This is a genomic window from Megasphaera jansseni (assembly GCF_047974155.1).
In the GTDB taxonomy this organism is placed as follows: domain Bacteria; phylum Bacillota; class Negativicutes; order Veillonellales; family Megasphaeraceae; genus Megasphaera.
In genome coordinates, this window is sequence record NZ_JBHYRR010000033.1 from 1 (window position 1) to 22889 (window position 22889).

The window sequence follows — 22889 nt, forward strand, 5'->3', positions numbered from 1 at the left end:
TTAATCTCATACAACAAACGATGAACGACCTACGATCAACGTAAAAAGAGGCTGTCTTAATGCGACAGCCTCTTTTTTATCACTCGCTCAAATCAAGTGAGCGTACTTTTTCACGGAGCGGCAGGACCGACGGTGGGCTGACGGAGAGTTCGTCTACGCCCATGCGCAGGAATGTTTCGGTGAGGGTAAGGTCTGCACCGAGTTCGCCGCAGATACCGACCCAGATGCCGGCTTTGTGGCCATTTTCGATGGTCATCTGGATGAGTTTGAGGACAGCCGGATGATGGGGATCGAAGAAGGCATCGAGCTTGGTCTGCTGACGGTCGATAGCCAGGGTGTACTGGGTCAAGTCGTTGGAACCGATGCTGAAGAAGTCGACTTCCTTAGCCAGTTCTTCACTCATGACGGCAGCAGCCGGTGTTTCGACCATGATGCCGATTTCCATATCCTTATCGTAGGCAATGCCTTTTTCATCCAATTCCTTGCGGACTTCGTTGAGGATTTCTTTGCACCGCTGTACTTCCCAGACGGAAATGATCATCGGGAACATGATGGCGATCTTGCCATAAGCCGAAGCGCGCAGGAGGGCGCGGAGCTGCGTCTTGAAGAGGTCGACGCGGGTCAGGCAGATGCGGATAGCCCGCATGCCCATGGCCGGGTTTTCTTCCGGTTCGAGCTGGAAGTAGTCGACTTTCTTGTCGGCGCCGATATCCAGGGTGCGGATGACGACGGTCTTGCCCTGCAGGGCTTCAGCAGCCTGTTTATACGCTTCGAACTGCTGGTCTTCCGTCGGATAATCGCTGCTTTCGAGATACAGGAATTCGCTGCGGAAGAGGCCGATGCCTTCGGCGTCGTTGGCCAGGACCTGCGGCAGGTTGCCCGGGTTGCCGATATTGGCATAGAGGTTGATCTTCTTGCCATCTTTGGTAACCGTCGGGACGCCGCGTACCTGTTCCAGGGCAGCGACGCGAAGTTCTTCTTCTTTCTGCTTCTTCTGCATAGCTGCCATCGTTTCGTCGTCGGGGTTGATATAGACCGTGCCCGTCGTGCCATCGATGATGGCCGTCATGTTGTCGACGTCGTTATGGAGCTGTGTTCCCGTGCTGACGACGGCAGCAATGCCCAGGGTACGGGCCAGGATAGCCGTATGCGAGTTCGTGCTGCCTGCTGACGTAACAAATCCGAGAATCTTATCCGTATCGAGCTGTAACGTTTCGCTGGGAGCCAGGTCATCGGCTGCGATGATAACGTGGTCATAATTGCTGAAGTCGATGCCAGGGCCGCCGCAGAGCTGCTGTTCTACACGGCGGGAGATGTCGAGGACATCGGCTGCACGAGCCTGCATATACGCATCTTCCATGGAACGGAACATTTCAGCAAATTCCTGAGCCGTCTGGTCGACAGCAGCTTCAGCATTCATTTTTTCATCGCGGATCTTGGTTTCAATCCCTTCGATATAGTCGTCGTCATCGAGCATCATCTGATGGACTTCAAAGACAGCGGCTTGTTCTTCCCCAACTTTGTCTACAGCCTTGACATACAAGTCCTTGAGCTGGCCGATAGCTTCTTCGCGGGCTTTCTGGAACCGCGCGATTTCAGCATCGACGTCTTCGATTGGCCGTACGGCCGTAGAAATCGTATTGCGATGGAACAGTGCCAGCGGTCCGATGCTGATACCGGAGAAGACACTTTTACCTTTTAACGTCAGCATGTACTTTCCCCCTCAAAGATCTTAGAAGTTTTCTTTCAAGAAGGCTTCTACAGTGCTAGCTGCCTGTTCTTCGTCTGCGCCTTCTACCTGTACTTTAATCGTTTCGCCCTGTTTTACGCCGAGAGCCATGACGGTGAAGATTTTCTTCAAATCGCCTTTGCGGGCTCCTTTGAATACGCTGATATTGGATTCAAATTTTTTAGCTTCTTTGACCAAAAGGCCTGCCGGACGAGCGTGGATACCCTGGGGATCAGTAACAACAAATTCGAATTCTTTCATGACAAATTCCTCCTTTTAGGAAATAGAAAAAATGAGATAAAGCTACATAATATAGTGTATACGATTTATAGCAAGAACGCAATCAGTCTTGCGGACGTTTTTTGCGGAAAATGCCGAGCAGGATAGCTGCGACGATGACGCCGGCCACTAAGGCGACGATGTACATAGGCCAGTTGGTGATGACACCGAAGACGAAGATGCCGCCGTGAGGAGCCGGAAGTGCGCAGTTGAAGAGCATCGACAAGGCACCGGCAACAGCTGCCCCGATAGCGCAGGGCGGGATGACGTGGACCGGGTCTGATGCGGCGAAGGGGATGGCCCCTTCGGTGATGAAGGACAAGCCCATGATGAAGTTGGTAATCGTCGACTGCCGTTCTTTCGGCGTGAATTTGCCTTTAAAGAGGAGCATAGCCAGGGCGATGGCCAAGGGCGGAACCATGCCGCCGACCATGACCGAAGCCATGATGCCCGAGCTGACAGCCTGACCGCTGGCACTCATGAGCGAGGCCGTACCGAAGACGTAAGCGGCTTTGTTGATCGGGCCGCCGAAGTCGATGGACATCATGCCGCCGAGGATGAAACCGAGGACGATACGGCTCGATGTCGTCATGCTGTTGAGGACGTCGAAGAGCCACGTATTGAAAATAGAAGTCGGCGGGTTGATGATATAGGTCATGATGACGCCGATGAGAACCAAGCCTAAGACCGGATAGAAGAGGATGGATTTCGTGCCGTCCAGGGCTTCCGGAAGGTGGGACAATACTTTTTTCAGGAAAATGATGAGGTAGCCTGCGATGAAACCGGCAAAGAGGGCCCCGAAGAAACCAGAGCCGCCTGTCGTTGCCAGGAAACCGCCGACGATACCGGGCATGAGAGCCGGCCGTTCACCGATACTCATGGCGATATAGCCTGCCAGGATAGGCATCATCATGCTGAAGGACAGGCCGCCGACATTTTTCAGGAAGGCAGCCAGCGGCGTGCCGCTGCCGAAGTTGGCCGTACCGGCGTTATCCATATCGCAGAGGAAGGCCAGGGCGATGAGGATCCCGCCGCCGATGACGAAGGGCAGCATATGGGATACGCCGTTCATCAAGTGTTTGTAGATCTGACGGCCGACGCTTTCTTTTTCAGCACTTTCGACATCGACCGCTTCCGACGACGATTCATTGCCCTGATAAATCGGAGCTTTGCCGTCGAGGACGGTCTGGATGAGTTCTTCTGGGATCTTGATGCCGTTGGCAACTTTCGTAAAGATGACCGGCTTGCCGGCAAAACGCTGGACCGGCACGTCTTTATCGCAGGCGACGATGACGCCAACAGCGCGGTCGATATCGGCCTGGGTCAGATGATTCTTGACACCGCCGGAGCCATTGGTTTCGATTTTGATGTCGACGCCCATGGCAGCGGCTTTATTTTCCAGCGCTTCGGCGGCCATGTAGGTGTGGGCAATGCCCGTCGGGCAGGCGGTGACGCCGATGACGTACGGGCGGTCCGACGGAGCAGCCGTTTCCGTTTCAGCCGGTGCTTCTTCGGCTGCGGCTTCAGCAGCAGCTTCCGCTTCTTCAGCTGCGACCTGTTCGGCTTCGGCCTTGTCGATGATGGACAGGTATTCTTCCGGCGTCTGGGCTTTCATCAGGTTGTCGCGGAAGTCGTCGTCCATGAGCATACGGCTCAGACGGCTCAATACTTCCAGGTGGACGTTGGCACCGCCAGCCGGAGCGGCGATGAGGAAGAATAAGTGAGCCGGTTCGTCGTCGAGGCTTTCGTAGTCGACGCCGTCGCGGACGATCATCGAAGCCAGACCCGGTTCATTGACGGCTTCCGTCTTGGCATGGGGAATGGCGATGCCTTCGCCGATACCCGTACTGCCTTCCTGTTCACGAGCGAGGACGCGCTGTTTGTACAGCTCTTTATCATTCAGATTGCCGCCGGCAGCCATGAGGTCGACCAGGTGGTCGATGGCAGCGGCCTTGTCGGCTACAGACGCATTGAGGTCGATGCTCTGTTTCTTGAGTAAATCTACAATACGCATTATGTCTCTCCTTCTCTTCTCAACTCTATATAAAAATGCGCGTTTCTTTACAAGGCAGCGTATACTTCCTTGATATCGTCTTCCGTAGCCAGCCATTCATGGAATGCCGAAGCGCTGCCGGCGCTGATACCCATTTTCAAGGCTTCCTGGAGGTCGCCTTTAGACGCTTCAAAACCAGCCAGGAACCCAGCGACCATGCTGTCGCCGGCACCGACGGAGTTGACCAGCGTGCCCTTCGGGGACTGGCGGCGGTATACCTGGCCGTCTTCACCGAGGAGCAGGGCGCCGTCGCCGCCGAGGGATACGAGGACGTTGCGGGCCCCCATGGCCTGGAGCTGTTTGGCGCAGACGATGATTTCTTCATCCGTATGGAGGTCGACGCTGAACAATTCGCCTAATTCAAAGTTATTCGGTTTGATGAGGAACGGTTTATATTTGATGACATTCTTCAACAGGTCGCCGGTAGCATCGACGACGACGCGGATGTCGCGGTCCTGGAGGCGTCTGAGGATCTGTTCGTAAATATCATCGGGGATATCGTTGGGGATACTGCCAGCCAGGACCAGGGTGTCACCGGCTTTGAGGGTATCGATCTGAGCCAGCAGGGCTTGCAGCTTTTCTTCGGGGATATGCGGTCCCATGCCGTTGACAGCCGTTTCATCATCGGCGCTGACTTTGAGGTTGATACGCGAGCAGCCTTCATCGAGGACGATGAAATCCGTATCGCCGCCGTTGGCTTTGGCCAGACGTTCAATTTCCCGGCCCGTAAAACCGGCGATGAAGCCGAGCATCTTAGAAGGGATATGAAGGTTTCCCAGGACCAGGGACACGTTGATGCCTTTGCCGCCGGGATAGATCATTTCCTGTTCCGCCCGGTTGATGTCACCGGCCGTAAAGGTCTTCATGTGGACGACATAGTCTAACGATGGATTGAACGTAACTGTATAAATCACAGGATATGCACCTCCGTAATCTGCTGATACGGCCGATAATCGATGTGTTCTTCATCTTTGGCCGTAATCAGGGTAACCATTGATAAGTCTGCAAATGTAATGTGCGAAGATAAACCGAATTTGCTGGAATCGGCCAGGACGAAGCGGTCCAGGCACTGGCCTACGGCAGCGCGCTTACAGACAGCTTCTTCGTCATCCGGCGTCGTACAGCCGGAATGGGGAGCGATCCCATTGGCTCCAAAAAATCCCTTGGTGAAATGATAGCGGCCAATCATATCCCGCATATCACTGCCGACAATGGCTTCCGTATCGCCTTTGACCCGTCCGGGCAGGATGTAGACGCGGCTGCCGCTGCGCCCCAGTTTCTGGGCCAGCGGAATGCTGTTGGTCACGAAAGTCGCTTCGGAACCGGCCAGGAAATCGGCCATCTGTTCCGTCGTCGAACCGGCGTCGAGATAGACGAAATCATCTTTCTTGATCAGGCTGGCCGCATACTGGGCAATGCGGCGCTTCTCGCTCATATGAATGGAATACTTGTCCTGTAAATTTTCCATATCCGCTTCATATGAAGAATCGTCGCGCAGCGTCGTAGCACCGCCATGGACGCGGCGCAGGCGGCCTTCCCGGTCCAGCGTAAGTAAATCCCGGCGGACCGTCGATTCGGAAATGTTCAGAAAACTCACTAAGTCCTGAACCGAAACGGCCCCACTCGTATTGACAAGACGCATGATTTTTTCATGTCTTTCCTCTGTCAACATCGTATCACTTCCCTTTATCCTCCTTTGGCCACATTATACCGTTATGTTCAATCATTTTCAATCAATTTCAATCATTATAATTAAAAAGCAATCATTTTCATTCATCTATGCATCCAACTCATTAAGTGATTTTATTCACATATGTAAAGGGGGTGTCGCAAGCGCGACACCCCCTTTAAGTGGTTAGTGGCTAGCCGTTAGTGGTTAGCAGATGGCTTTAAATTTAAAATTCTCTATGCAAACTATAAACTCCGTACTACAAACCACAAAAAAAGGACGGCACATGATGGCAGAAACCTTCGTGAGACAGCCCCGCAGGCCGCCCAAGGCTCCCTTTATAGGGGAGCTGGCCGCCGAAGGCGGTCTGAGAGGTTAAAGAGCGTCCCCTACGACGAACGACCTACGACCTACGATGAACGATCATCCCCGTGCTTCTGCGACGCAGGCGATGCCGTGGCGGGTGCGGTATTTGAGGAAGAGCATCAGGGCCAGGGCGACAGTGAAGGCGCCGACGAAGAAGTACAGGGTAACGGCATAACTATTGGTATTTTCTTTGATGAGCGACAGGACCAGGGGACCGGCGACGCCGGCAGCGCCCCAGGCCGTGAGGATGCGGCCATGGATGGCACTGAGGTATTTCGTGCCGAAGAGGTCGCTGAGATAGGCCGGCATGCACGAGAAGCCGCCGCCATAGCAGGAAATGATGAGCAGGACCAGGACCTGGAAACTAAAGGCGCTGGTAACGCGGGCCAGCTGCCAGAAGGCCAGGATTTCGATGGCAAAAAAGAGGACATACGTAGCCGAACGGCCGATGTAATCGGATATGGTCGCCCAGGCAATGCGGCCGGCGCCGTTCATGAGGCCGATGATACCGACCATGGAAGCTGCCGCCATCGGCGACATGCCGACGACATCCTGGGCCATCGGCGAAGCAACGGACAACAGGGCGATGCCGCAGGTGATGTTGGTGAAGAAGAGCCACCAGATGGCGTAGAACTGCCAGGTCTTCATGGCCCGGCGGACGGTGAACTGCGGCTGGGCGTCGGCGTATTCGACAGAAGATGCTTTTTCCGCCTTGACCGGGACGTCTCCGGCTGCAGGCGGAGCCAGGTAGAGCGACGATGCCGTCATGACGACCATATAGACACAGCCGAGGATGATGAAGTTAGCCACCAAGCCAAAGTGCTGGACCAGCAGCTGCATGGCCGGACCGGCAATGAGACTGGCAAAGCCAAAGCCCATAATAGCCAGGCCCGTCGCAAAGCCCCGGTTTTCCGGGAACCATTTGACCAGTGTCGACACCGGTGTGATATAACCCGTCCCCAGGCCGACGCCGCCGATGACGCCGTAGAAAGAGTAGAGCATGGGCAGGCTGTGGGCATAGAGAGCCGCAGCCGTACCGAACATGGCAGTGACGAAGCAGGTCATGGATAAGAGGCCGGACTTGCGGGGACCGATTTTCTGGACAAAACTGCCCAAAAATCCTGCCGACAAGCCGAGGAAGAGGATGGCCAGGGAAAAGGTCCACGTCGTTTCCTTGAGGGTGAATCCCATGGATTCCATGATGGGCTTGGTGAGGACGCTCCAGGCGTAGACACTGCCGATACAGAGGTGGAGCCCCATAGCAGATAGGGCGATGAGCCAGCGATTTCGTTTCATTAGACAACACTCCTTGTGAGGAGCCAGGCTGGCGAAAAAAAATACCGGCCGCCTGACTCAAGAATATGTAGCATACTCTTGCCCAGACGGTCGGCATGAAAAGCTCCGTACAGTTCACGTGGTTATTCCACTTGATTCCGTCAGTCCTGTACGAATCTGCTGATGCACTTAATTATACGGACAGGGCCGGCGATTGTCAATATCCATTTTTAGGCAGCCAGCGAAAAGGGAACGTAAGTCTTGCTGGAGACAGCCGGCTTACTGGCCTCAGCCGTATTGGCTTTGGCAGCGGCTTTCGCTGTGGTTTTGGCAGTCGTCGTCTTTACGGCTGTAGCCGTTTTGGCAGAGGCTTTGGCCGTTGCCGTAGAAGCGGCAGCCGTAGCTGCATCCTGCTTCTGCTTTGCTGCCAGTTCGGCTGCCTGGGCCTGTTTTTCCTTGATATCCGACAAGGTCTGGCCTGCCGGTGCCTGGCGCAGAATATAGACGTTTTCTGCCGGTTCTACCGGTTTCAGGACGGAAAAACCATAGCTCATCAATTTCTGGGCATCGCCGAAGCGGTCATCCGAATTCATGATGGAGGCGATGACCGTCCGGCCATCCTGAGTAGCCGAAGCGACCAGGCAGGGGCCGCCGGCATTGGTCGTGCCGGTCTTGATGCCATTGGCACCGGGAAAGCCGCTGGTCAGGAAGTAGTTCGTCGTCGTGCAGTGCTTGGACCCGCCGTTGATATAGGGCATGTCGTATTCACTGTGGCTGACCATATCGCGGAATTCCGGCATTTTCATGCCATAGGCCGCGATGACGGCCATATCGCGGGCCGTCGAATAGTGATTGCTGTCCGGCAGGCCATGGGGATTGGCAAAGTGGGTATTCGTGCAGCCCAGGGCGGCGGCTTTTTCATTCATCTTGGCAACAAAATCAGCCTGGGTCGGCGTAACCGTTTCTGCCACGGCAATGGCCGCATCACAGCCGGATACGGTCATCATACCCGTCAGGGCATGGCGCAGGGTGATCTGATCGCCAGGATCGATTCCCAGGACAGACGCGTCGCTTTCGATGTTGTAGACGTCGCTGGTAATGTTGAGGGGCTGGTCCATTTTGCCCTGGGCCTTGCCTAATTCGACGCCGAGGAGACCGGTCATGATTTTCGTCGTACTGCCCGGATAAGCCCGGTCATCGGCATTTTTGGCATAGAGCGTGTCCCCCGTATCGGCATCCATGACATAGGCGGCATGAGCGCTGATTTCAGGCGGCTGTGGCGTATCGGCAAAGACGGCAGCCGACACGGTCAGACAGGCGGCTGCAGCCAGACATAAGATTTTTTTCAAAGACATGGCGTACACTTCTTTCTCTTATAAGGGATTTTTCGCAGCCATCTTAGGCTTGCGGGGATATTTCTTCGGGCTGTCCTTCACTTTCTCGATGTAGAGGACGGCGCGGACGTCATCGAGCCCTGGCAGGCGGACAGGCCGGACTTCGGCGACTTTGCCGCCCAGGATCTGCAGGGCCTTTTCGCCTTCAGCCAGTTCTTCTTCATACTGGGCCCCTTTGAGGGAAATGAAATAACCCCCGATCTTCACATAAGGCAGAGCCCATTCGGCCAGGATATTCAGGCGGGCGACGGCCCGGCTGGTGACGATGTCGAAAGCGCTGCGGTATTCCGGCTTATGAGCCATCTCTTCCGCCCTTCCATGGAGGAACGACGCCGTCAGACCTAACTCGCGGACCGTATTTTCCAGGAAAGTCAGGCGCTTTTGCAGGGAATCGAAGAAAGTCACTTTCAGGTCTGGCCGGTAGATGAGCAAAGGCAGGCCGGGAAAACCGGCACCCGTCCCCAGATCGAGGACAGAAGCTCCGTCTTTGAAATAAGCCGGGTCGTAACAGGACAGGCTGTCGGCCATGTGCTTGATGGCAACGCCTTTCGGGTCGGTAATCGCCGTCAGGTTCATGACCTTGTTCGTTTCTACCAGCCTTTCATTAAAAGTGCAGAACTGGCCAAGCTGGTTGTCCGACACGCTGAGGTCCATGGCCTTCAGGGCCTGTTCTAATTCACTGCGAAACATGATTTTTTTCCTCCCGGCTGTGCTGTTCCAGTACGATGAGCAGGGCCGTGATATCGGCCGGTGAAACGCCGGAAATACGGCTGGCCTGGCCTAAGGACAAGGGCCGGATTTCATCGAGTTTCTGCCGGGCTTCGGCCGACAGGGTGTCGATATCGGCATAGACGATATCAGCGGGCATCTTCTTCTGTTCCAGGCGGTTCATCTTTTCGACCTGTTCCATCTGACGGCTGATATAGCCTTCGTATTTGATCATGATTTCGATTTCTTCTTCTACATCAGCGGCCAGTTCCGGCAGGTCGAAGACCGTCCGCAAGGCCTCGTAGTCGACATCGTTGCGGCGCAGGAGGTCGTAGGCCGTGATGGCCGTATGGATGGGCGCTGTGCCCAGGCGTTCCAGTTTTTCCAGATTGGCCTTGGACGGCGTGACGGAAATGGCCTGGAGGGCGGCGATGCCCTGTTCGATGGCCTTTTTCTTGGCCGTGAAGCGGTCATACCGTTCCTGCGTGACCAGGCCCAGGTCATAGCCCTTCTGGGTCAGGCGCAGGTCGGCATTGTCCTGACGCAGGATGAGCCGGTATTCGCTGCGGCTGGTCATGATACGGTACGGTTCATTCGTGCCCTTGGTGACCAGGTCATCGATGAGGACGCCGATATAGGCTTCAGAACGGGTCAGGATGAACGGCTCCTTCCCCTGGATCTTCAAGGCCGCGTTGATGCCGGCCATGAGACCCTGGGCGGCCGCTTCTTCGTAACCGCTGGTCCCGTTGGCCTGGCCGGCTGAAAAGAGACCGGAAATCTTCTTCGTTTCCAGCCACGGCGTGAGCTGCGTCGGATCCAGGCAGTCGTATTCGATGGCATAGCCTGGCCGCATGATCTTGACATCTTCCAGCCCCGGGATGGTGCGCAGGAAGGCATACTGGACGTCAGCCGGCATACTGGTACTCATGCCCTGGACGTACATTTCTTCCGTCGATTCGCCTTCCGGTTCGATGAAGAGCTGGTGCCGCTTCTTATCGGCAAAGCGGACGATTTTCGATTCGATGGACGGGCAGTAGCGCGGCCCGATGCCGGTGATGATGCCGTTACACATCGGCGCCCGGTCGAGATTGTCGCGGATGATCTTATGCGTTTCTTCATTGGTAAAGGTCAACCAGCAGCATTCTTTATTGCGGTCTTTCCGTTCCGACAGGAAGGAAAAGGCATGGCCGTCTTTGTCGCCTTCCTGTTTGGCCATTTCATCGGTCCGCAGAGTGCGGCGGTCGACGCGGGCCGGCGTACCGGTCTTGAAGCGCATGAGTTTGAGGCCGGCCTTGATGAGCGACCCGGACAAGTCTTCCGCCGACCGCTGGCCGATAGGTCCGCCTGAATACGTGCAGGTACCGATGATGATTTTCCCTTTAAGATAAGTCCCCGTCGCCAGGATGACGCACTTGGCTTTATAGACTTCGTCCAGCTCCGTCTTGACGCCGGTGACGGCGCCGTCTTCGACGAGGAGGTCCGTGATCATGAGCTGCTTGACGTCGAGGTGGTCCTGGTTTTCCAGGGTCTTGGTCATGGCCATCTGGTACATCTTCTTGTCGGACTGGGCCCGGAGGGAATAGACAGCCGGCCCTTTGCCGGTATTGAGCATGCGCATCTGGAGGCATGTCTTATCCGTATTGATGCCCATTTCGCCGCCGAGGGCGTCGATTTCCCGGACGAGATGGCTCTTCCCCGGTCCGCCGACAGCGGGATTGCAGGGCATGAGGGCAATATTATCTAAGTTCAGCGTCGCCATCAGGGTCTTGGCGCCCAGGCGGGCACTGGCCAGGGCTGCTTCACAGCCGGCATGGCCGGCACCGATGACGATGACATCGTATGTATCGACTACAAACATGGTTCCACCTCTTTATTTACCTAAACAGAATCGGCTGAAAATTTCTTCGACCATATCGTCGTGGACGGTATCGCCGGTAATCGAGCCCAAAAGCTCCCAGGCTTCGCGCAGGTCAACGACGGCACAGTCGACGGGCATGCCGGCTTCGATGGAATCGAGGGCCCGCTGCAGGGCTTCCCGGCTCTGGCGCACCAGTTCGATGTGGCGCGTGTTGGTGAGCAGGGCACTGTCTGCCGTATCGGCATGGGACAAGGCCAGGGATAACAATTTATCTTTCAAGGCATCCAGGCCGTCGCCTGTCCCGGCCGACAAGGAGAGGACGGGATGACCATACCCTTCCAGGTCTTTTTCCGTAATGACGGGCACGAGGTCCGTCTTGTTGAGGATGACCAGGACATTCTTGTCCTTCGTGTCTTCCAGGATGGCTCTGTCTTCATCAGACAAGGGCCGGGAGCAGTCGATGACGACCAGGATGATATCGGCTTTATCCATGTAGGCTTTGGCCTTGGTAACGCCGATTTTTTCGACCGTATCGTCCGTTTCCCGGATGCCTGCCGTATCGACGAGGCAGACCGGAACGCCTTTGAGGGAAATCCATTCTTCCAGGACGTCCCGCGTCGTCCCCGGCACGTCGGTGACGATAGCCCGGTCTTCCTGGAGCAGACGGTTGAGCAGGCTCGACTTGCCAGCGTTCGGCGTACCGGCAATGGCGGCCATGACGCCGTCGCGGATGATGCGGCCGTCGTGAGAAGCCTCCAGCATATCGTCCAGGGCCGTCAGCTGTTTGCGGATGGCTCCGGCTACATCGGGAACGGTAATATCTTCCAGATCTTCTTCCGGATAGTCGATCATGACTTCCAGACGGGTAATGAAGTCCGTCAAATCATGGCGCATGGCACCGATGACCTTAGACAACCGCCCTTCAAGCTGATTGACGGCACTGGTCAGGCCCTGGCGGCTCTTGGCCTGGATGACATCCATGACGGCTTCGGCCTGGGCCAGATCGATGCGGCCATTGACGAAGGCCCGCTGTGTAAATTCTCCGGGATTGGCCATGCGGGCCCCGTGAGACAAGACCAGGCCGAGTATTTCTTCTAATGCCTTGCGGCCGCCGTGGCACTGGATTTCCAGTACGTCTTCCGCCGTATAGGAGTGCGGCCCCTTCATAATGAGCATGAGCACTTCATCGACAGGACGGCCGTCATCGGCGACGACGAGGCCATGCTGGATGGAACGGTCCCGGCGCTGGGCCAGGGGCTTTCCCGAAGGGCTGCGGAAAATGGCATCGCCTACGTCATAGGCGTGGCTGCCGCTGATACGGATGACGCCGATGCCGCTTTCCCCCAGCGGGGTAGCAATGGCAGCAATCGTATCGGTCGTATCGTACATATAGCAATACTCCTTTCATAGCCTAAAAACTACAAAGTTAATACTCGAAAAGGCTTGTCGCACGACGACAAGCCCTTTAAAGTTGTTAGTGGCTAGCAGTTAGTTGTTAGCGGATGGCTTTAAATTTGAAGGTTTTCTCTGCAAACTACAAACTCTGTATTACAAACTATTCTTGATAATAGATGACGACGTGGCGGTATGGATCCTGGCCTTCGCTTTCCGTGCGGACCTGCGGGTCGTTCTGCAAGGTCACATGGATGATTTTGCGTTCATAACCGTTCATCGGTTCCAGGACGACGCGGTCGCCGTTCTTCTTGACGCGGTTCGCCAGACGGATAGCCAGCTGTTTCAGCGTTTCTTCCCGGCGATGGCGGTAATTTTCGACATCGAGCATGATGAAATGGCGCGTCGTTTCGCCCTGATTCGTCGTCAGGTTAGTCAGGTACTGGAGGGCATCCAGTGTCTGGCCATGCTTGCCGATGAGGATGCCCAGGTTCTTGCCGTGCAAGTGGAGCAGGACTTTATCGGACTTGATCATCTTTTCGATGACGACGTCGATGCCCATGTTCTTGAGCACTTCCTGGAGAAAGGCCTTGGCCTTGGCGGCCGCTTCTTCGGCCGTAAAATCATCGGCCTTTTCTGCTTCAGCCGGTTCTGATTCTACCTTAGGAGCCGCTTCTTCAGCTGCATCAACGGCTGCATCAACGGCTTCAGCAGCCGGTTCAGCCGCTGCCGGAGATACCGTTTCCTCTTCCGCCGGCTGGCTTTCCAGGGTCGGGACCGTCGGCACGCCTTCTTTTTCCGTAATGCGCACTTTGGCCGGCTTGCTGCCGAATCCGAAGAAACCGCTTTTCGGTTCTTCCAATACTTCGATATCGACTTCGTCTTTCATTCTGCCGAGACGGACCAGACCGGAGCGGACGGCATCTTCGATCGTTTTTCCTGTAGTTTCGATGGTACTCATGCTTCTGATCGTGCTCCTTTTTTCTTGAGGTGGGTCATGAGGAACTGCTGTGCCCACTGGAATACGTTAGAAACAACCCAGTAAATGACCAGGCCGCTGGGGAAATTCAAGCTGATCCAGCCGATGAACAACGGCATGACGATCTTCATGATTTTCTGCTGTTTAGCCTGTGCGTCCGAAGCCGCTACCTGCGTACCGGACATCTGGTTCTGGATGAAGTAAGTCGAAACAGCCGACAGCACCGGCATGATATATGTGGGGTCCGGCTGGCCCAGGCTGGGAAGCCATAAGAAACTTTCAAAGGCCGGGTCATAGGGATATTCCCGAAGAGCATAGAAAATGGCGATGAGGAATGGCATCTGAATGAGGATCGGCAGGCAGCCCGACAAGGGGTTGACGCCCATTTCCCGATACAGTTTGGTCATTTCTTCCTGCATCTTTTTCTGATTGCCCTTATATTTCTTCTGTAATTCTTTAATCTTAGGCTGCAAAGTCTGCATGCCTTCCATGGAACGGATCTGTTTGGCCGTAAGCGGAGCCAGAACCAGTTTAATGATCAAGGTAAGCATGATAATGGCAACGCCATAGCTCGGATAGCCTACATTCTGGGTAAATGCATAACAGTAATTCATGAATGTCGTCATAATACCGCTGAGGACATCCATTATTCCACTGAAAAAGCCCAATACGCTCAACTCCTGTTCAGTTGTAAAAATAGGGATCTACGGTACCGGATCATATCCGCCTTTGTGAAAGGGATGGCATTTTAAAATGCGCCTTAGTGCCAAATAACTCCCTTTGACAGCACCGTACTTCTGCAAGGCCTCGATGGCATAAGCAGAACAAGTCGGATAAAACCGGCAGCACGGCCGGTGAAGGGGCGATATGAACAACTGGTAAAACCGGATAAGGGCTATGAAACACCGTTTCATGTGTCATCACTTCTTTTTCAATACCCTGGCATGCCGGAATAATTGCAGGATGCTTTGTTCTGCTTCCTTGTATCCGGCATATTTTAAACTGCTGCGGCCGATGAGGACCAGGTCGAACCCGTCGCGCAGGTCGAACTGATGCAGACGATAGACTTCCTTCATCAGGCGGCGGCAGCGGTTGCGTTCAACGGCGCAGCCGATTTTCTTTCCCGTTACGAAACCAATCCGGGTCGGCTGTTTCGGTGAGCGCGGCAGGACGTACAAGACGACGCGGCGGTTGACATATGACTTGCCGCGGCGGTATACGAGCTGGTACTCCCGATTTTTGCACAGCCGCTGTTCTTTTGTTAGTTCATACATACGTAATTGTCCTAAAAATGCCAGAAAAACAGAAAAATTCCGCCAATCGGAACTTTTCTGTTTATCTCGTAATAATTAAGCAGAAAGTTTCTTTCTGCCTTTCATGCGGCGTTTTTTCAAAACCATGCGGCCGCCTTTCGTCTTCATTCTTTCGCGGAAGCCGTGAGTTCTCTTTCTCCACAATGTATTCGGCTGATATGTCTGTTTCAAGCTAGACACCTCCTTTGTCGTCATTGACAGTAAATGAATTTACACCATAACAGGTTAATTATAGTAAGCGAACTTCCTGCTGTCAAGCCCCATTTTTCAGGTATTATGCTTTTTGAGTATACCCTATGTATAAGTATTCCGCAAAAATTTTCTTTCCTTAATTCCGGTTTTGTTGTAAAATGTGGATAGATGAATGAGTTATCAACAATCTATCCACATTTTGTGGATAAGTGGAAAAGAACCGGAAATTCGATGATTATCGTCTTTCCGCCTTTTTGTGTCCCTTTTGTCCACGTTATCCACAATTCAGGCTATACACATATACACTTTATATGGTACACTCTATGTCTCGCACAATTTTACGCACAGATTGGAAGGATTATTATGGACCTGCTCAGCTTATGGGAAAAAATGCTGGCTAACCTGAAACAAGTCTTGCCCAAAGAGATTTTTACCAACTGGTTTGAAGGCAACATCATTCCCTACTCTTATTCCGAAGAAGAGAATCTCCTCATATTGGACACAATGACGAATTTTCTCCGCGATTACGTCAGCAAAAAATATACGGATATCCTGGAAACCGTCGCCCAGGACGCCATCGGCCGCCCGACAAGAGTCCAGCTGATTACGAGCCAGGAAAAGAAGCCCGCCGTGGAAAGCCAGCCGGAAGCCGTCGCCGAAACGATTACCCTGCCGCCGAAGCCCTCCACACCGCCGCCCGCATCCGCCCCGGTCCGGGATACCCATTCTGTCCCGTCAGGGCAGACAGAATGGGTCCAGCCCGAATTACCGATCAGCGAGGACACGTCCTCCCCGATGCCCGTCGTCAAAGAAGCCGTTTCCGTAACGCCCGAAGAAATCCCTTATAATAATAATTTAAATAAAGATTATACCTTTGATAACTTCATCGTCGGCAACAGCAACCGCGTCGCCACAGCCGTCGCCAAGTCCATTGCCGCTGCACCGGCCCAAAAGTGGAATCCTTTCTATATCTACGGCGGCAGCGGTCTGGGAAAGACGCATTTAATGCACGCCATCGGTCATGAACTGCTCAAAAATTTCCCCAACATGCGCCTCTTATGTATCACCAGTGAAGACTTCGTCAATGAATTCATCCAGTGTATCCAGGACAAGAACACGGAAAGTTTCCGCCGCCGTTACCGCAACGTCGACGTCCTTTTCGTAGACGATATACAGTTCCTGGGCCGTGGGGACAAAGAAAGTTCCAAAGAAGAATTCTTCCACACCTTCAACAAGCTCTATCAGGACAAAAAGCAGATGGTCTTCACCAGCGACCGGCCGCCACGGGATATCAAGAAATTGGAAGAACGCCTGCGTTCGCGCTTTGAAAACGGCATGGTCACGCAGATCGAGCCGCCAGATTTAGAAACGCGGACAGCCATTCTCCGGGCCTGGGCCGAAAAGGAAAACATCACCTATGATTTAGACGCTCTCAATTATATTGCAGCCAACGTCAGCGAAAACATCCGAAAATTACACGGTGCTTTCATCCGTGTCCTCCTGGAGGCGTCACAAGCCAAGAGCAATGTCACCCTGCCCCTGGTCAAACATGCCATCAGCTACATCACCGACGCCCAGGATGAAAAGAAATATATCACGATCGATGAAATCACTACTTATATCTGTCAGCACTATAACATTAATTATAAGGAACTGATGGGCAAGAAAAAGACCAAGGATATCACGTTGCCGCGGCAGATTGCCATGTACATGTGCCGTGAACTGACCGGAAATACCTATCCCCATATCGGGACAGCCTTCAATGGCCGCGACCATACGACAGTTATGCATGCCTGCACGAAAATCATGCAAAAAGCCGAAGAGGACCGGCATTTCAAGGAACATCTGGAAAAGATGATGAATGAAATCCGGGGTGTGGATAACTAGGCTGATAAAATTGTACATACATTGTGGATAAGTCAAAAAAAGAAATCCACAGTGGAAATGTGGATAAAAAATAATGATTTATCCACACGTTATCCACAGCTGTGGACAGCTTAAAATCGCTGTTTTTATCCACTTATCCACAAATTCACAGCCCCTATTACTAAGACTACTATTTTTTAATTCACATTTAATTAATTTATTCAGCGCAGAAAAGAGGATACCCCATTGAGACTAAAACTAAAAAAAGAAGATCTGAACAAAGGCCTGCAGGCTGTCCAGAAAGTCGCCCAGAACAAAAGCAACAACATCTCTTCTGAAAACGGCTTGCTTATCAAAGCCCTCCATGGTATCATCGAGTTCCAGGCCAATGACTACGATATGGGCATCAAGATCACCATTCCCGGTATCATTGAAGAAAGTGGTGAAGCCTTTATTGCCAATCCCTATTTGATGGAATTGACCCGTCGTCTTCCCAGTGATGAAATCGAAATCATCAAGGAAGATGCCGATACACAGCTGCTCATCAAAGGCGGCAAACTCAAGTTTGAATGCCTGACCATGAATCCCGATGATTTCAATGAAGTCGAAATCGTGGAAAACGGCTATGCCAGCTTTACGACGACGAGCGTCGTCATGAAAGATCTCATCGACAACACGTCTTATGCCTGTGCCACTGATGTAGCCCGTCCGATTTTCATGGGGACCTTCCTGGATGTCCGGGATGACCAGATGACCATGGTCGCCACGGACACGCACCGCCTGGCCTTGAAGACGGCGACCCTCGATGCCCCTGTGGATAATCCCTTGCAGGCAGTTATCCCCAGCCGTTTGTTATCCGAAATTTCCCGTCAGCTGCCGACAGATATCCCGGAAACCGTCGAAATCACGGCTGTCCGCAATTACCTGGCCGTACAGTTTGGCAATGTCTACATCCGGACGCGGCTCATTGAAGGCGAATTCCCCAATTACCGGCGCGTCATCCCGAATGACTTCAAGTGCATCGTCACCGTGGACCGGGCCGAATTCACCGGCGCCGTCGAACGCGCTTCCATCGTCGCCAAAGATGCCCAGTACAATGTCATCAACTTCATCGTTGCCGATGATCAGATCAAGCTCATGAGCCAGCATCCCGACTACGGTACCGTCGAAGACTACGTTCCCTGCCATTTGGAAGGCCAGGGCCTGGATATTTCCTTTAACGGGAAATTCATCCTCGATATCTTGAAGCATTGCCATGATTCGGAAGTCATCTTGAAGTCCAAGGAAAACAGCCCCATGCTGGTCCAGGATAAAGAAGATACTTCCTGTGTATTTGTTGTAACGCCTATGAGGACAAAATAATGGAAACAGTAAACATTAATACCCCGATGATCCAGCTCGACCAATTCTTGAAATGGGCCAGTATTTTACAGAGCGGCGGTGAAATCCGCTTTTTGCTGGACGAAAAGAAAATTTTTGTAAATGGAATTTTATGCACTGCTAAACGAAAAAAACTCTATCCGGGAGACAAAGTCGAAATTAAAGGTATCGGTACGTATTTGATAAAAGGTGAATAATTATGATGATTGAATCGGTCCGGCTCCACCGTTTCCGGAATTATGATGATGAAATGATTACCTTTCCCAAGGCCATCATCCTCCTCTATGGGAAGAATGGCCAGGGCAAGACGAATCTATTGGAATCATTATATATGGGGGGCATCGGCAAGTCCTACCGGGGCATGGCCGATGCCGACCTCATCGGCTGGAACCAGGACCAGGCCAGTATCATCATCCAGTTCCAGCGCAACGATACGCGGCAGCAGCTGAAGATCATCTTGTCCCGGACGGCCAAGAAAGAACTCTGGGTCAATGAAACAAAAGTTCCCCAAAAGGAGCTGGTCGGGACCCTCAATGAAGTCCTGTTTTCGCCGGACGACCTGCAGCTCATCAAGGGCAGCCCGTCGCTGCGGCGCCGTTTCATCGACATGGAAATCTCCCAGGTCAGCCGGCCTTACTACCGGGAGCTGCTGCAGTACAACCGGGCCATTTCGCAGCGCAATCTCCTGCTGAAGAAGATGAAATATGAAGGCATCCATCCCCTCGACGAATGGGACCGCCAGATTGCCGGCTTTGCGGCCTCCCTGGTCGCCAAACGGCTCGAAGCCCTGCACAAATTGTCCTTTTTGGCCGGCGTCCTCCACAAGCGCCTGAGCCGGGGGGCGGAAATGCTGAACCTAACATATGTTCAGCCCTATGGCGGCGGCGACCGGGACCATCAGACCGATCCGGAATGGTACTATGCCCTCTTGCAGCGCCATTTGGAAGAAGATGTGCGTCGGCAGGCGACATCGGTCGGTCCTCACCGGGATGACCTCGTCTTTTCCGTCGGGCCGGCGGATCTGCGGAAATACGGTTCCCAAGGGCAGCAGCGGACGGCGGTCCTGGCCTTGAAATTATCGGAGCTGGAATACGTCAAGTCCGAGACGGGCGAATATCCTGTACTGCTCTTGGACGATGTCATGAGCGAGCTGGACCCGGACCGCCGGCAGGCCCTGCTCGATTTTGTCCGCGACCGTATCCAGACGTTCATTACGACGACGGAACCGGGAATCTTTGCCGGCATGGCCGGGTGTCATCCCATTTGCATTGAAAAAGGGAGGGTCCTGTCTCATGGAGGAACGCAGTCTTGAATTAAAAAAGGCCGGTTTAGCCATACCGAGGGTATTGGAGAAAAACCGGCTCCTTTTGCCTTATCACCTATACCAGGCCAAGCGGGACTGGAAACAGATTGCTGGTGAGCAGATTGCCAAATATTCATATATATTAGATTTTAAGGATAAACAGGTTATCATTGCCGTCATGAACCCGGTATATATGAATTACCTATTTATGTATAAAAATAAAATCATAGAGGAAATTAATTCTTACGTCGGGCATCGGGCCATTGCCGATGTCCGTTTTGTCAAAAAGGGGAAAAAACCGATTCGGACGGTCTATGAGACCTTGCGGGGCGAGACGGAGGATGTCTTTCCTAAAGAGACAATCAGTCAGGTACGCCTCGACGACGATACGGTAGCCCGTATCCGGCAGGAAACGGCTCATCTGCCTGAGGGGCTGCGGGAAAAGGTCGTCCAGCTCCGTTTCGCCCAGGCCAAAAGGAAGAAGGCCTATCAGCTGGAAGGCTTCGTCTCCTGTCCCCGCTGCGGCCGTTGGATGGCGCCTGGCGAAAGGCAGTGCCTCTTTTGTCACAGTGAGGAGCGGCAGGCTTTGAAGCGGCAGATACGCGCTTACCTCGACGATATGCCCTGGCTGTCGTGGGAGGCCATGGCCGGCTATCTGAAGAAGGCGGTGACGGCGGCTGCCGAAGAACAGGCTTATAATGAAGTCCGCCGCAATCTCATTTATACGTATATTGAAAAAGTCTACTATGAATATGATACGGCAGCCGATGATTTTACCCTGGCCATGCTCATCACCCGCCGCGTCCCCGGCGACATCCCGCCGAAATTCATTGAGAATCTCGTGGCCAAGTACAGAAAGAAGGACGACCATGTATCTCCATCTGAGCCGTAATCTTTCCATCTATGCCGGCGACATCGTAGCCATCGTCAACCTGTCAGGCCATCAGGGCCGTTCTGTCCGCCGGTATTTCGGCCTTCCCATAGTCGCTGTCGATGGGATACCGGAAACGGCCTGGCGCTGCCTGGTCGTCACAGAGCAGCGCGTCTTTGCCCTGCCGGTCACGGGAGAGACGGTGGTCCGGCGTTACCAGAAGTGCCTGCATCCGGCAAGGTATGTATTCAAAAATATTTGATTTTACGGTATAATAAAGTGTTAGATTGCCTAAATGAATCATTAAAATTGCAAGAAACAGGAGTTGAGAATCTCTATGTCGAAAGACAAAGCTAGATATGGTGCCGAACAGATTCAAGTATTGGAAGGACTGGAAGCCGTCCGCAAACGGCCTGGGATGTACATCGGCAGTACATCGACACGAGGCCTTCATCATCTGGTCTACGAAGTCGTCGATAACAGTATCGACGAAGCCCTGGCCGGATATTGTACGCATATTGAAGTCACCATCCAGGAAGATAACAGCATCACTGTCGTCGATAATGGCCGCGGTATCCCTGTAGCCATGCACAAGATCGGCAAGCCCGCTGTCGAAGTCGTCCTGACGGTCCTCCATGCCGGCGGCAAATTCGGCGGTGACGGCTATCCCATTTCCGGCGGCCTCCACGGCGTCGGTATTTCCGTCGTCAACGCCCTCAGTGTCTGGACCAAAGTCCAGGTCAAACGCGATGGCTATTTATGGGCCATTTCCTTCACCCGCGGCGTGACGGACCAACCGCTTCAGAAAATACGTCCCCTGGAAGCCGGCGAAGAAACGGGGACGAAGGTTTCTTTCAAACCGGACCATGAAATCTTCCCGGACACGGTCTATGACTTCAATACGTTGAAGACGCGCCTGCGCGAACTGGCTTTCCTCAATAAAGGACTGCACATCACCTTGACGGATAAACGCGGCGAAGGCAAGAGCGAAGTCTACTGCTATGAAGGCGGCTTGACGTCGTTCGTCGAATTCCTCAACGAAAGCCATCAGGCTGTCAATCCGACGGTCATCAACGTCGACGGCGAAAAGAACAAAGTCATCGTCGATATCGCCATGCAGTATAATGACGGCTACAGTGAAAATATCCTGACCTTTGTCAACGATATCTTCACCGAAGAAGGGGGCACGCATCTGAGCGGCTTCCGTTCCGGCCTGACGCGTACCATCAACGATTATGGCCGCAGCGCCGGCATCATCAAAGAAAACGAAGACAATTTGTCCGGCGAAGACGTCCGCGAAGGCTTGACGGCTGTCATCAGCGTCAAAGTACGGGAACCGCAGTTCGAAGGCCAGACCAAGACCAAGCTGGGCAACAGCGAAGTCAAGGGCATCGTCGATAACATCATCTCTGACGGGCTGAAGGAATTCTTTGAAGAACATCCGGCCGAAGCCAAGGCCATCATCACCAAGACCATTTCTGCATCCCGTGCCCGCCAGGCCGCCCGCCGCGCCCGTGAACTGACGCGCCGCAAGAACGCCCTGGAAATCAGCAGTCTGCCTGGGAAACTGGCGGACTGCTCGGAAAAGAATCCGGACCAGACGGAAATCTACCTGGTCGAAGGGGATTCGGCAGGCGGCAGCGCCAAGCAGGGCCGTGACCGCCGCTTCCAGGCTATCCTGCCGCTGCGCGGCAAGATCATCAACGTCGAAAAGGCCCGCCTCGACAAAATCCTGGCCAACGATGAAATCCGTTCCATGATTACCGCTTTCGGTACGGGTATCGGCCAGGAATTCGATTTGAGCAAACGCCGTTATGACAAGATCATCATCATGACCGATGCCGACGTCGACGGCGCCCATATCCGGACGCTGCTCCTGACCTTCTTCTACCGCTTCATGAAGCCCCTTATCACAGACGGCCACGTCTATATCGCCCAGCCGCCGCTCTATCAGGTACGCAAGGGCAAACAGGTCTGGTACTTCTATACCGATGAATCGATGCAGGCCAAGCTTGATGAATTGGGCCGCGACAACAACAGCGTCGTCGTCCAGCGTTACAAAGGCCTGGGCGAAATGAACCCGGAACAGCTCTGGGAAACGACGATGGACCCGGAAAACCGGACCATGCTCAAAGTCGAATTGGAAGACGCTGCCGAAGCGGACCGCATTTTCTCGGTCCTCATGGGGGACAAAGTCGAACCGCGGCGCAAGTTCATCGAAGAAAACGCCAAGAAAGTCCGCAACCTGGATTTGTAAGAGGA

At 53.6% G+C, this 22889-nt stretch carries 22 protein-coding genes and 1 riboswitch; of the genes, 7 read left to right on the top strand and 15 right to left on the bottom strand.

The window, feature by feature from the left end:
* Nucleotides 1-79: 79 nt before the first annotated feature.
* The 15 genes from ptsP to rpmH form a co-directional block, all read right to left on the bottom strand.
* Entirely contained in the window at nucleotides 80-1711 is a 1632-nt protein-coding gene (gene ptsP / locus ACE418_RS11330) for a phosphoenolpyruvate--protein phosphotransferase (protein WP_416450707.1), read from the bottom strand.
* Between the two features lie 21 nt (nucleotides 1712-1732).
* The gene (locus tag ACE418_RS11335; RefSeq protein WP_292262081.1) at nucleotides 1733-1990 is read right to left on the bottom strand and encodes an HPr family phosphocarrier protein; all 258 of its coding nucleotides are present in this window, start codon (nucleotides 1988-1990) and stop codon (nucleotides 1733-1735) included.
* A gap of 82 nt (nucleotides 1991-2072) precedes the next feature.
* Nucleotides 2073-4022, bottom strand: a complete 1950-nt coding sequence (locus ACE418_RS11340; RefSeq protein ID WP_416450708.1) for a PTS fructose transporter subunit IIABC — start codon at nucleotides 4020-4022, stop codon at nucleotides 2073-2075.
* A 47-nt stretch (nucleotides 4023-4069) separates the two neighbouring features.
* The gene (gene pfkB / locus ACE418_RS11345) at nucleotides 4070-4975 is read right to left on the bottom strand and encodes a 1-phosphofructokinase (RefSeq protein WP_416450709.1); all 906 of its coding nucleotides are present in this window, start codon (nucleotides 4973-4975) and stop codon (nucleotides 4070-4072) included.
* Nucleotides 4972-5703 (bottom strand): DeoR/GlpR family DNA-binding transcription regulator, encoded by a 732-nt coding sequence (locus ACE418_RS11350; RefSeq protein ID WP_416450710.1) that lies wholly within the window; start codon nucleotides 5701-5703, stop codon nucleotides 4972-4974. Before ACE418_RS11350 ends, pfkB begins: the two co-directional genes overlap by 4 nt.
* 450 nt (nucleotides 5704-6153) lie before the next feature.
* Nucleotides 6154-7392 (bottom strand): L-lactate MFS transporter, encoded by a 1239-nt coding sequence (locus tag ACE418_RS11355; protein ID WP_416450711.1) that lies wholly within the window; start codon nucleotides 7390-7392, stop codon nucleotides 6154-6156.
* Nucleotides 7393-7465: 73 nt separating this feature from the next.
* Nucleotides 7466-7550: riboswitch (ZMP/ZTP riboswitch) on the bottom strand.
* Between the two features lie 51 nt (nucleotides 7551-7601).
* Nucleotides 7602-8726, bottom strand: a complete 1125-nt coding sequence (locus tag ACE418_RS11360) for a D-alanyl-D-alanine carboxypeptidase family protein (RefSeq protein WP_416450712.1) — start codon at nucleotides 8724-8726, stop codon at nucleotides 7602-7604.
* Nucleotides 8727-8744: 18 nt separating this feature from the next.
* On the bottom strand, nucleotides 8745-9455 hold the full coding sequence (gene rsmG / locus ACE418_RS11365) for a 16S rRNA (guanine(527)-N(7))-methyltransferase RsmG (protein ID WP_416450713.1): 711 nt from the start codon (nucleotides 9453-9455) through the stop codon (nucleotides 8745-8747).
* Nucleotides 9442-11331, bottom strand: a complete 1890-nt coding sequence (gene mnmG / locus ACE418_RS11370; RefSeq protein ID WP_416450714.1) for a tRNA uridine-5-carboxymethylaminomethyl(34) synthesis enzyme MnmG — start codon at nucleotides 11329-11331, stop codon at nucleotides 9442-9444. Before mnmG ends, rsmG begins: the two co-directional genes overlap by 14 nt.
* A gap of 12 nt (nucleotides 11332-11343) precedes the next feature.
* The gene (mnmE, locus tag ACE418_RS11375; protein WP_416450715.1) at nucleotides 11344-12720 is read right to left on the bottom strand and encodes a tRNA uridine-5-carboxymethylaminomethyl(34) synthesis GTPase MnmE; all 1377 of its coding nucleotides are present in this window, start codon (nucleotides 12718-12720) and stop codon (nucleotides 11344-11346) included.
* Between the two features lie 166 nt (nucleotides 12721-12886).
* On the bottom strand, nucleotides 12887-13684 hold the full coding sequence (gene jag / locus ACE418_RS11380) for an RNA-binding cell elongation regulator Jag/EloR (protein WP_416450716.1): 798 nt from the start codon (nucleotides 13682-13684) through the stop codon (nucleotides 12887-12889).
* Nucleotides 13681-14349, bottom strand: coding sequence for a YidC/Oxa1 family membrane protein insertase (locus ACE418_RS11385; protein WP_292300733.1), 669 nt, complete (start codon nucleotides 14347-14349; stop codon nucleotides 13681-13683). The genes jag and ACE418_RS11385 overlap by 4 nt, the downstream gene beginning before the upstream one ends.
* A gap of 57 nt (nucleotides 14350-14406) precedes the next feature.
* On the bottom strand, nucleotides 14407-14616 hold the full coding sequence (gene yidD / locus ACE418_RS11390) for a membrane protein insertion efficiency factor YidD (RefSeq protein WP_020310270.1): 210 nt from the start codon (nucleotides 14614-14616) through the stop codon (nucleotides 14407-14409).
* Between the two features lie 6 nt (nucleotides 14617-14622).
* The gene (gene rnpA / locus ACE418_RS11395) at nucleotides 14623-14976 is read right to left on the bottom strand and encodes a ribonuclease P protein component (protein ID WP_020310269.1); all 354 of its coding nucleotides are present in this window, start codon (nucleotides 14974-14976) and stop codon (nucleotides 14623-14625) included.
* A gap of 75 nt (nucleotides 14977-15051) precedes the next feature.
* A complete protein-coding gene (rpmH, locus tag ACE418_RS11400; protein WP_020310268.1) occupies nucleotides 15052-15186 on the bottom strand; it encodes a 50S ribosomal protein L34 in 135 nt (44 codons plus the stop codon).
* A 384-nt stretch (nucleotides 15187-15570) separates the two neighbouring features.
* Between rpmH and dnaA the strand changes: the two genes are divergently transcribed.
* The 7 genes from dnaA (at nucleotide 15571) to gyrB (ending at nucleotide 22884) form a co-directional block, all read left to right on the top strand.
* The gene (gene dnaA, locus ACE418_RS11405; RefSeq protein ID WP_416450717.1) at nucleotides 15571-17094 is read left to right on the top strand and encodes a chromosomal replication initiator protein DnaA; all 1524 of its coding nucleotides are present in this window, start codon (nucleotides 15571-15573) and stop codon (nucleotides 17092-17094) included.
* 225 nt (nucleotides 17095-17319) lie between these two features.
* Nucleotides 17320-18435: a DNA polymerase III subunit beta gene (gene dnaN / locus ACE418_RS11410; RefSeq protein WP_416450718.1), complete on the top strand. Its 1116-nt coding sequence runs from the start codon at nucleotides 17320-17322 to the stop codon at nucleotides 18433-18435.
* Nucleotides 18435-18650 (top strand): RNA-binding S4 domain-containing protein, encoded by a 216-nt coding sequence (locus ACE418_RS11415; RefSeq protein WP_416450719.1) that lies wholly within the window; start codon nucleotides 18435-18437, stop codon nucleotides 18648-18650. The genes dnaN and ACE418_RS11415 overlap by 1 nt, the downstream gene beginning before the upstream one ends.
* Nucleotides 18651-18652: 2 nt before the next feature.
* Nucleotides 18653-19765, top strand: coding sequence for a DNA replication/repair protein RecF (gene recF / locus ACE418_RS11420; RefSeq protein ID WP_416450720.1), 1113 nt, complete (start codon nucleotides 18653-18655; stop codon nucleotides 19763-19765).
* Nucleotides 19746-20648 (top strand): DUF721 domain-containing protein, encoded by a 903-nt coding sequence (locus tag ACE418_RS11425; RefSeq protein WP_416450721.1) that lies wholly within the window; start codon nucleotides 19746-19748, stop codon nucleotides 20646-20648. The genes recF and ACE418_RS11425 overlap by 20 nt, the downstream gene beginning before the upstream one ends.
* Entirely contained in the window at nucleotides 20626-20889 is a 264-nt protein-coding gene (locus ACE418_RS11430; RefSeq protein ID WP_416450722.1) for a hypothetical protein, read from the top strand. Before ACE418_RS11425 ends, ACE418_RS11430 begins: the two co-directional genes overlap by 23 nt.
* Before the next feature lie 75 nt (nucleotides 20890-20964).
* Nucleotides 20965-22884: a DNA topoisomerase (ATP-hydrolyzing) subunit B gene (gene gyrB, locus ACE418_RS11435; protein ID WP_416450724.1), complete on the top strand. Its 1920-nt coding sequence runs from the start codon at nucleotides 20965-20967 to the stop codon at nucleotides 22882-22884.
* Nucleotides 22885-22889 lie beyond the last annotated feature (5 nt).